The following is a 9049-nucleotide window of genomic DNA, read 5'->3' on the forward strand; positions in this document are numbered from 1 at the left end:
GGCTTCCCGCGGCCGGGGCCGGGCGTATGATGGCCGCGACACAGGAGGCGCGGCGATGACCATCTACCCTTCGGAAAACGTGCTGGGCGGGCAGCTGGAGCCCTGCTCGATGCAGCCCCTGACCGGTTTCTTCCGCAACGGCTGCTGCGATACCGGTCCCCGGGACGAGGGCAGCCATACCGTCTGCGTCGTGATGACCGCGGAATTCCTGGCCTATTCGCGCTATTTCGGCAATGACCTCTCGACGCCGCGCCCCGAATTCGGGTTTTCGGGCCTGGGCCCCGGCGATCGCTGGTGCCTTTGCGCGCGGCGCTTCCTGCAGGCCCATGAGGAAGGCGTCGCGCCGCGGGTGAACCTGGCCGCCACTCATCGCCGCGCCCTTGAGGTCGTCCCTCTCGAGGTTCTCGAACTTTACGCAGCAGCAAATTAAGGCGCCGCCCGCCTGCCATCGCCGGATTCGCCGGGTTTTCCGTTTTGCCCTCTTGACCCATTCAGGTTTTCCTCAATTCTAGCGGGACGGGAACCGTCGCGTCGGAGGACCGCGACGGGAGAACACCGCAAAACGCCAAAGCGAAGACAGGGCCGCCCCGCGCGGCCAAGGGAGGAAAAATTGTCGGACAAGATGAATCGCAGGAAATTCCTGCGGACCGGTGCGCTTGCCGGCGGGGCGGGCACGCTGGCCGCCCCGGCGGTGCTGGCCCAGGCTCCGCTGGTGATGAAGATGCAGACCTCGTGGTCGGCCTCCAACATCTGGCAGGAATTCGCCAAGGACTATACCGACCGCGTGATGGCCATGTCGGGCGGGCGGCTGCAGATCGACCTTCTGCCCGCGGGCGCGGTGGTCGCGGCCTTCCAGGTGCTCGACGGGGTCAATGACGGGGTCATCGACGCGGCCCATTCGGTGCCCGCCTACTGGTACGGCAAGAACAAGGCCGCCTCGCTCTTCGGCACGGGCCCGGTCTTCGGCGGGTCGGCCACGACGCTCCTGAGCTGGTTCCATGAAGGCGGCGGCAAGGAATTCTACGACGAGCTGATCCAGGACATCATGGGGCTGGACATCGACGGCTATCTGGGCAGCCCGATGTTCGCCCAGCCGCTGGGCTGGTTCAAGACCGAGGTCAATTCCACCGACGACATCCAGGGGCTGAAATACCGCACCGTCGGGCTGGCCGCCGACCTGATGCAGGCGATGGGCATGTCCGTGGCGCAGCTGCCCGGCGGCGAGATCGTCCCGGCGATGGAACGCGGGGTGATCGACGCCTTCGAGTTCAACAACCCCAGTTCGGACAAGGATTTCGGCGCGCAGGACGTCGCCAAGCAGTACTATCTCAGCTCCTACCACCAGGCCTCGGAATGTTTCGAGTTCCTGTTCTCTCGCATGTTCATGGAGGATCTCGACCCGGATCTGCGCGCCATCGTGATCCATGCCGTCGAAGCGGCCTCCACCGCCAACACGGCCAAGTCGATGCGCCGCTACTCGGCCGACCTGCAATGGCTGCAGAACGAGGCCGGGGTGACGGTGCACCGCACGCCCAAGGAGATCCTCGACGCGCAGCTGGCCGCCTGGGACACGCTGATCCCCGAGCTGGAGAAGGACGAGTTCATGAAACGCGTCCTCGACAGCCAGCGCGCCTGGGTCGAACAGGTCGCCTATTTCGAGCTGATGGCCTCGCCCGATTATGCGCTTGCCTACGAACATCACTTCCCCGGCAAGCTGAAACTCGGCTGAGCCTGCCACGGTGCCCGCCCGGAACAGCCGGGCGGGCATCCCTGTCTGTTCGGGAACCGTCATGATCGCCTATATCCGTTTCGCCGACGCGCTTTCCGCGTGGTTCGGCAAGGCCTTTGCCTGGCTCATCCTGATGATGGCGCTCGGCACCGGCTACGAGGTCTTCGTCCGCTACGTGCTCAACAGCCCGACCGCCTGGGCCTTCGACGTCTCCTTCATCATGTACGGCACGCTGTTCATGATGGCGGGCGCCTACACGCTGTCGCGCGACGGCCATGTCCGGGGGGATTTCCTCTACCGGCTGTGGAGCCCGCGCTGGCAGGCGCGCATCGACCTGGTGCTCTACCTGCTGTTCTTCTTTCCGGGTGTCCTCGCGCTGATCTTCGCGGGGTGGAAATATGCCTCGCGCAGCTGGCAATACGGCGAGGTTTCGGTCAACTCCCCGGCCGGCATCCCGATCTACCAGTTCAAGACCGTGCTGGTCGCCGCCGGGCTGCTGTTGTTCATCCAGGGCATCGCGCAGGTGATGCGCTGCCTGCTGGCGATCCGCGACAATGAATGGCTTCCGGCAGAGTCGGACGTGCGCGAGACCGAAGACATCCTGATGGCGCGCGCCGCCGAAGCCGAGAAGGACGCCCATCCGTGACCGATCCCATGATTGCGCTCAGCATGCTGGGCCTCTTCATCCTGATGGTGTTCCTCGGCTTTCCCATCGCCTTCACCCTGATGGCGATGGGGCTGGGCTTCGGCTATTACGCCTATTTCGACGAACGCCGGATGTGGCGCGACCACCTGCGCCTGCCCGAGGATGCCGGCTGGTGGGACCACGCCACGACCTGGGTCGACGGGTGGCTGAACAATCGGGTCTTCGACCTGTTCATCAACCAGAGCTACACGGTGATGTCGAACGAGGTGCTGACGGCCGTGCCGCTGTTCCTGTTCATGGGCTATATCGTCGAGCGCGCCAATATCGTCGACCGGCTGTTTTCCACGCTCAACATCGCCTCGAAGAACGTGCCGGGCTCCATGGGCGTGGCCGCGCTGATCACCTGCGCGCTGTTCGCCACCGCCACCGGCATCGTCGGCGCGGTGGTGACGCTGATGGGGCTGCTGGCGCTGCCTGCGATGCTGAAGGCGCGCTATGACCGCTCCTTCGCCTCGGGGATCATCTGCGCGGGCGGAACCCTCGGCATCCTGATCCCGCCCTCGATCATGCTGATCGTCTATGCGGCGGCATCGAACGTGTCGATCGTGCGGCTCTATGCCGGGGCGCTGCTGCCGGGGCTGGTTCTGGTGGGGCTCTACCTGGCCTATGTGATCGGCCGCTCGGTGCTGCAGCCCTCGGCCGCGCCGCGACCGCGGGCCGACGAGGTGCCCGATGTGCCCCGGATGGAGCTTCTGCGGATGGTCGTCACCAGCTTCCTGCCGCTGGCCTTCCTGATCCTCGCCGTTCTGGGCTCCATCCTGTTCGGGCTGGCCACCCCGACCGAGGCGGCCTCCATCGGGGCGCTGGGGGGGATCCTGCTGGCAATCCTCTACCGCGCGATGACCTGGCAGAGGCTGCGCGAAAGCGTCTACCTGACGGCACGCACCACGGCGATGGTGTGCTGGCTGTTCATCGGCAGCTACATCTTCTCCTCGGTCTTCTCCTATCTCGGCGGCGAGCATGTCATCTCGGAATTCGTCAAGGGGCTGGACCTGTCGCCGATCATGTTCCTCATCATGGCGCAGCTGATCATCTTCCTGCTGGGATGGCCGCTGGAATGGTCCGAGATCATCATCATCTTCGTGCCGATCTTCCTGCCGCTGCTGCCGCATTTCGGGATCGACCCGCTGTTCTTCGGCGTGCTGGTGGCGCTGAACCTGCAGACCTCGTTCCTGACACCGCCCATGGCGATGTCGGCCTATTACCTCAAGGGCATCGCCCCCCCCGAGGTGCGGCTGACGCAGATCTTCGCCGGCTGCATGCCGTTCCTGTTCTGCGTGATCCTGGCGATGGTGCTGATGTACCTGATGCCGGGCATCGTCTTCACCCTGCCGCAGATCATCTATGGCAGCTGACCCCGGAACAGGAGGAGCAAGCACATGACTAGGGCAATGGCCGGACTGGCCTTCGCGACACTGGCGGCCTTCCTGGGCATCTTGGCCTGGGAGGTCCCCCATCCGGACCTGGTGATCATCGTGGCGGTGGTGCTGATCCTGGCCGCCTATGACTTCCTCAGCGGCGCAAGGGAGGATCGGTGACGCTGCCACCGGCCTCAGGCGGCAGCGTGCGCGCCAGCAGCCGCCGCCCCTTGGCCTCTGGATCCTTCTGCGACGGTGCCATTCCGGGCACGAAGACCGCCACCCGCGACCGGCCGCCATTCTTGGCCGCGTAAAGCGCGGCATCGACATCCGCGAGGATCTGCGGCGTATCCCAGAGGTCGAACTGGGTGCTGGCGCAAAGTCCGATGCTGGCGGAAATCCCGCAGCTGCCGCCGGGCACGGCGATCGGCGCCTCCAGGGCGCGGATCATGTCCTCGGCGCGCGGGCGCAGGGCTTCCAGGTCGGTGCGGTCGCGCAGGACGATCAGGAATTCGTCGCCGCCGGTGCGCACCAGCGTGTCGCCCTCTCCGCTGCGCGCCAGCATCAGCCGCGCGACATGCTGAAGGACCATGTCCCCGGCGCCATGTCCCATCGTGTCATTGACCCGCTTGAAGTAATCCAGGTCGATCCCCATCAGCGCGAAATCCGTTCCCTGGCGGCGATACCGGCCCAGCACCAGGTCCAGCGCGCGCCGGTTCTTCAGCCCGGTCAGCGTATCGGTGAAGGCCTGTTCCTCGGCGGCGATGCGCGCCGCCTGCAGGCGCAGGTTCAGGTCGTGCGACACGTCCATCGCGGCGGATTTCGCTTCCACCAGGTAAAGCATGTCCATGGTGGGATCGGTGACGGCGAAATCCCCGGCATTCAGCGTGTAGTGGCGGATCGCCTGGAAGACATGCAGCCCGAAGGACAGGTTCAGCAGGGCGCCCCCGGCCGGTCCGCCCCAGGGCACGACCGCGCCGCGCAGCTGCGATTGCGGATCGTCCAGCAGGCACAGGCGCAGGGGCGTGCCCGCCGCCGCCCGCAGCGCCGCCATGGCGGCGATGTCGCGCGGCCGCTTGAACCGGAAGAGCCCGAACAGGTCCTGCCCGGCGAAATAGCCTTCGGGCCGCATCTTGGCCAGGGTCGGGCCGGCATGGAGGATATGCCCCCGGGCATCCGCCAGCAGGCTCATCGGCATCAGCGCATCCAGCGCCGGACGGTCCAGCATGACCTCCATCGCGGGCCTATCCGCCCGCGGCCAGCTGGAAGCTGCGCCCGGCGGCAAAGCCGTTGTCGATCAGCCTGATGCAGACATGATCGCCGTCCTGCCCCGGCGCGGGACGGTCCAGCAGCACGAGCGCGCCGTAATCGTCGGCCATGGTGCGCAGCAGCCCGACAAGCACATGGGCGAATCCCGGCAGGCGGCGGCCGCATTCCAGGCGGAAGCAGGCCTCGTCCACCGGCACCAGTTCCAGCTGCGGCAGATCCAGCTGCGGCACGGCAAGCCGGACCCGGTCAGGCAGTTCGTCGAGGGAATGCAGGAAATCCACGAAGCTCGCCCCGCCGAAGCGCAGGAGCCGCCGCACCGGCTCCAGCCCCGGATGCGACACCAGGTAGGTTCCCAGATCCTCCAGCACGCAATCGGGAGAACGGCCCAGGGTCTGGGAGGCCGCCTCCAGCAGAGCCCAGGTCTGCCCGTCATCATAGCTCAGCATCGCCTCGAATCCCGCGGGATCGATATCCGCCTCCTGCGCGACGTCACGCCAGACCCCCGCGCCGTAGGTGTCGCGGATGAACATCTGGATCGATCTGTTGATGAGCCCGTGCACCCCGGCTGTTCCTGTCTGCGGTCCCGTCCGCGGACAAGCCTAGGGGACGCCCGGTTAACACGCGGCTAAGCTGCGGCGGAGAAGCCGGGGCCGCTGCGGGCCCCGGACCGGCCGCGTCAGGCGGCGTCGATGCGCGTTTCGCTGCGGCTCTCCAGCCAGCCCGGCAGGCCCGAGATATCCGCCAGCACCGCCGAGGCCATGGGCGCCAACTGCGCGCGCGTGGCCAGGCCCGTCAGCACCGCCACCCTCCGGCACCCCGCCGCCCGCGCGGCGATCATGTCATGGGGGGCATCCCCCACCATCACCGTCCGGGCCGGATCCGCGCCGGTCATTTCCAGGAAGGCCAGGATCTGCCCCGGCCCCGGCTTCTGGCCGAACCCGCAATCGCTGCCGATCACGTGATCGAAGAACGGCACCACCCCGGCAGCCCCCAGATGGGCCAGCGCGGGGGCGCGTGCGTCATTGGTGATGACGCCCAGCCGAAGCCCCCGCCCGTGCAGGTCGCGCAGGAGAGGCTTCAGCGGAACCGCCTCGTGCTGCGCAACGGCTGCCGCCATGACATTCATCCGCGAGACCAGCCCCGCCGCCGAGACGCCGGGCACATGCGGCAGCAGCCTGCGGACGATATCGCCCGGCGTGCCGCTGATCAGCACGCTGTCCTCCTCGAAGCGCCGGTCCTGAAGGTCGAACCCCACCGACCGGGCCATCTTCGCGGCCTTGACCGGGTCGTCCGAACTCAGGTCCAGAAGAAAGGAGGCAGCCCAGCCGCCCCAGGTTGCCCGAAAGTCAAACAGCGTACCGTCCTTGTCAAAAAGGACCGTATCGATCATCAAAGCTCCTCCCAGTGGGCGCAGTATTGCACGGTTCCGCCGCTGCGGACAGGAAAACCATGCCCCGCCGCGCCGCGCCTCAGGTCCAGTGGGGCAGAGCCCCGCCCGGAAGGCACTGGCGCGCGCGGTTCAGGTCATGCGGATCGCAGCCCGCATGCGCCGCCGCCGCCAGGACCCAGGCATCATCCATGAGCACGAAATCCAGCACGGCGGCATGGATCTCGGGCTCGGCGATCCCGGCCTTCAGCGCCTCTGCCGATATCCCCGAAGCATTAAGGAATACCTCCAGGAGATCCGCCTCCGCGGCCATCCAGGTGATCGCGTCAAGCGCCAGGGCGGAAGCTGTCTCGGGGGTCATCGCGTGGCTCCGGTCGGGGTGGTCACAAATCGACTAAAATGCTCAAGGCTTCCTTAACTTCTTCCGTGGAAATGTGAAGCGCCTGACACAAGCCATGGAGACCCCGGATGCCGGGCCAGATCCTCGTCATCGACCCCGTCGCGGTCAACCGCATCGTCCTGCGCAGCCGGGTGACGGTCTCGTGCTACCGGGTGGTGCAGGCCGGCGGGCCCGAAGAGGCGTTCGACCGGGTGGCGGAAACCCGCCCCGACCTGATCCTTCTGGGGCCCGGGCTGGAGGCCGGGGCGGCCTGCCGCCTGGCCCGGGACCTGGCCGGGGCCCCGGCCAGCCGCGGCATCCCCCTGCTGATCCTCACCGGCGCCTTCGATCCGGCCATGCTGCGCGCCGCGCTCCTGGCGGGGGCGGAGGATGCGCTCGAATCCGGGGCGCAATCCGCATTCCTGCTGGCGCGCATTCGCAGTCTGCTGCGCCAGCGCGGGATTTTCGACGAACTGGCCGCGCGCAACCTGGCGCCCGGGCAGCCGGGGCTGGCCGAACCGGCCGCGGCCTTCCTGCCGCGGGCGCGCATCGCCCTGGTCACCGCCCGTCCCGGCAAGGGGCGGGCCTGGGCGGCGGCGCTGCGTCCGCTGCTGCCGCACCGGCTGGACCTTCTTGATGCCCAGGCCGCGCTGTCGCGCCCGCCGGGATCGCCGGAACCCGACCTCTTCGTGATCGAGGACACGCCGGACCAGCCCGATGACAGCCTGCGCGTGCTGGCCGAGCTCCGCAGCCGCCGCGACAGCCGCGGCGCCCCCGCGATCCTCGTCGGCGGCGCGCGCCACCGCCCCGGGAATGCCGAGGCCCGCATGGCCATGGCGCTGGATATCGGCGCGGGGGCGGTGATGCGCCACGGCTTCGACCCGCAGGAACTGCGGCTGCGCGCCGAGACCCTGCTGGCCCGCAAGCGCGATGACGACCGGCTGCGCGCCCATGTGGAACTGGGCCTGCGCGAGGCGCTGCGCGATCCGCTGACCGGGGTGCACAACCGCCGCTATGCCGTGCCGCAGCTGGAACGCATCGCCGAACGCGCGGGCCGCTCGGGGCAGCCCTTCGCCCTGATGATGATCGACCTGGACCGGTTCAAGGCGGTCAATGACGGCCATGGCCATGCCGTGGGCGACGCCGTTCTGGTGGAAACCGCCCGGCGCCTGGCGGACATGATCGGCAAGCAGGACCTGCTCGCCCGGTTCGGCGGCGAGGAATTCCTGATCGCCATGCCGGAGACCCGACCCGACAGGGTGCGCTTCGCGGCCGGGCGGCTGCGGCGGGCGATTGCCGAGCGCCCGGTCGCCGCCGGCGCGGTCAGCCTCGGCATCACCGTCAGCATCGGCATCGCCATGGCCGATCCCGCGGATTTCCGCGCCCCGCCGGGCGCCGGCGCATCCGAGGCGGCGGACCATGGCCGGGCCGCGCTGCAGGCCCTTCTGGAACAGGCCGACCGCGCGCTCTACGGCGCCAAGGCCGCCGGGCGCAACCAGGTCACGTTCGGCAGCGCCGCCTGAGGCTCAGTCCCTCTCCCTGTCCCTCTCCCCGCCGTCGCGGTCGCGGTCACGGTCGCGGTCGGACTTGTGCCCGGCCTTCCAGTCGCCGCGATAGGTGCCGAAGCGCTTGAGCCGGTCCACATATTCCGCGCGCATGGCCGGCGGCATGGTTTCGAGCCGGTCGCAGATCGCCGCCTGCGCCGCCTCGGTAAAGGCAGAGAACCGCGTGTTGGACTGCTCCAGCACCTGCCGCAGCGCCGCCGCGTCGAAGGGCTCCGCCTCCAGCAGGGCGACGATCTCGGCGCGCACCTCTTCCTGGCCGCCACGGGTCACGCCGATGCTCTTGCCGAAACGGTGCATCTGGGACAGCACGGCGCGGCGATCCTCGGGCGGCAGCACCCCCAGCATCGGCCCGACGAAACCCGCCCGCATGGGCGGCGCCTCCTCGTTCCCGCCCCGTTTGGACAGCATCAGCCCCGCCCCCGCGGAAACCACCAGCACGTTCAGCGCCAGCGACAGGCCGAAAACCAGGCGCCACAGCAGCCTGCGGCGCGGCGCGTCGGTTGCGGTCATGTCATCCCTCCGGCCAGAGCCCGGCCAGCGCCGGGAATTCGTAGATCATCTGCAATCCCATCGTGCTGTCGAGGACCGAGGCGCCGGAATAATCCGGCGCGGTCCCCGCGGAAATCCCGATCCACAGCCCGGCCAGCCCCGCCGCC

General features: G+C 68.3%; 11 protein-coding genes. 6 read left to right on the top strand and 5 right to left on the bottom strand.

The window, feature by feature from the left end:
• Window positions 1–55 precede the first annotated feature (55 nt).
• The 5 genes from ICN82_RS06900 (at window position 56) to ICN82_RS06920 (ending at window position 3973) form a co-directional block, all read left to right on the top strand.
• Entirely contained in the window at window positions 56–430 is a 375-nt protein-coding gene (locus tag ICN82_RS06900) for a DUF2237 family protein (protein ID WP_193181085.1), read from the top strand.
• A gap of 192 nt (window positions 431–622) precedes the next feature.
• Window positions 623–1729, top strand: a complete 1107-nt coding sequence (locus ICN82_RS06905; protein ID WP_193181125.1) for a TRAP transporter substrate-binding protein — start codon at window positions 623–625, stop codon at window positions 1727–1729.
• A gap of 61 nt (window positions 1730–1790) precedes the next feature.
• Window positions 1791–2375 (top strand): TRAP transporter small permease subunit, encoded by a 585-nt coding sequence (locus ICN82_RS06910; RefSeq protein ID WP_193181087.1) that lies wholly within the window; start codon window positions 1791–1793, stop codon window positions 2373–2375.
• Window positions 2372–3790 (top strand): TRAP transporter large permease, encoded by a 1419-nt coding sequence (locus ICN82_RS06915; RefSeq protein WP_193181089.1) that lies wholly within the window; start codon window positions 2372–2374, stop codon window positions 3788–3790. The genes ICN82_RS06910 and ICN82_RS06915 overlap by 4 nt, the downstream gene beginning before the upstream one ends.
• Window positions 3791–3814: 24 nt before the next feature.
• A complete protein-coding gene (locus ICN82_RS06920; RefSeq protein ID WP_193181091.1) occupies window positions 3815–3973 on the top strand; it encodes a hypothetical protein in 159 nt (52 codons plus the stop codon).
• Here the strand turns inward: ICN82_RS06920 and ICN82_RS06925 are convergent.
• The 4 genes from ICN82_RS06925 to ICN82_RS06940 form a co-directional block, all read right to left on the bottom strand.
• On the bottom strand, window positions 3948–5030 hold the full coding sequence (locus ICN82_RS06925) for a GGDEF domain-containing protein (protein WP_193181094.1): 1083 nt from the start codon (window positions 5028–5030) through the stop codon (window positions 3948–3950). The genes ICN82_RS06920 and ICN82_RS06925 overlap by 26 nt on opposite strands.
• Before the next feature lie 7 nt (window positions 5031–5037).
• The gene (locus ICN82_RS06930; RefSeq protein ID WP_193181096.1) at window positions 5038–5622 is read right to left on the bottom strand and encodes a heme NO-binding domain-containing protein; all 585 of its coding nucleotides are present in this window, start codon (window positions 5620–5622) and stop codon (window positions 5038–5040) included.
• A 116-nt stretch (window positions 5623–5738) separates the two neighbouring features.
• Window positions 5739–6452 (bottom strand): HAD family hydrolase, encoded by a 714-nt coding sequence (locus ICN82_RS06935; RefSeq protein ID WP_193181098.1) that lies wholly within the window; start codon window positions 6450–6452, stop codon window positions 5739–5741.
• Window positions 6453–6531: 79 nt separating this feature from the next.
• On the bottom strand, window positions 6532–6810 hold the full coding sequence (locus ICN82_RS06940; RefSeq protein ID WP_193181100.1) for a DUF3572 domain-containing protein: 279 nt from the start codon (window positions 6808–6810) through the stop codon (window positions 6532–6534).
• A gap of 107 nt (window positions 6811–6917) precedes the next feature.
• Between ICN82_RS06940 and ICN82_RS06945 the strand changes: the two genes are divergently transcribed.
• Window positions 6918–8351, top strand: coding sequence for a diguanylate cyclase (locus ICN82_RS06945; protein WP_193181109.1), 1434 nt, complete (start codon window positions 6918–6920; stop codon window positions 8349–8351).
• Window positions 8352–8354: 3 nt separating this feature from the next.
• Here ICN82_RS06945 and ICN82_RS06950 read toward each other — a convergent pair whose 3' ends face one another.
• Window positions 8355–8903: a periplasmic heavy metal sensor gene (locus tag ICN82_RS06950; RefSeq protein ID WP_193181111.1), complete on the bottom strand. Its 549-nt coding sequence runs from the start codon at window positions 8901–8903 to the stop codon at window positions 8355–8357.
• Window positions 8904–9049: the final 146 nt, after the last annotated feature.

This window comes from Mangrovicoccus algicola (genome assembly GCF_014903745.1).
In the GTDB taxonomy this organism is placed as follows: Bacteria; Pseudomonadota; Alphaproteobacteria; order Rhodobacterales; family Rhodobacteraceae; genus Mangrovicoccus; species Mangrovicoccus algicola.

Coding starts and splice junctions, on each gene's coding strand:
- ICN82_RS06950 (WP_193181111.1), bottom strand. CDS start 8,903: ATGACCGCAACCGACGCGCCGCGCCGCAGGCTGCTGTGGCGCCTGGTT.
- ICN82_RS06945 (WP_193181109.1), top strand. CDS start 6,918: ATGCCGGGCCAGATCCTCGTCATCGACCCCGTCGCGGTCAACCGCATC.
- ICN82_RS06920 (WP_193181091.1), top strand. CDS start 3,815: ATGACTAGGGCAATGGCCGGACTGGCCTTCGCGACACTGGCGGCCTTC.
- ICN82_RS06940 (WP_193181100.1), bottom strand. CDS start 6,810: ATGACCCCCGAGACAGCTTCCGCCCTGGCGCTTGACGCGATCACCTGG.
- ICN82_RS06935 (WP_193181098.1), bottom strand. CDS start 6,452: ATGATCGATACGGTCCTTTTTGACAAGGACGGTACGCTGTTTGACTTT.
- ICN82_RS06900 (WP_193181085.1), top strand. CDS start 56: ATGACCATCTACCCTTCGGAAAACGTGCTGGGCGGGCAGCTGGAGCCC.
- ICN82_RS06905 (WP_193181125.1), top strand. CDS start 623: ATGAATCGCAGGAAATTCCTGCGGACCGGTGCGCTTGCCGGCGGGGCG.
- ICN82_RS06910 (WP_193181087.1), top strand. CDS start 1,791: ATGATCGCCTATATCCGTTTCGCCGACGCGCTTTCCGCGTGGTTCGGC.
- ICN82_RS06925 (WP_193181094.1), bottom strand. CDS start 5,030: ATGGAGGTCATGCTGGACCGTCCGGCGCTGGATGCGCTGATGCCGATG.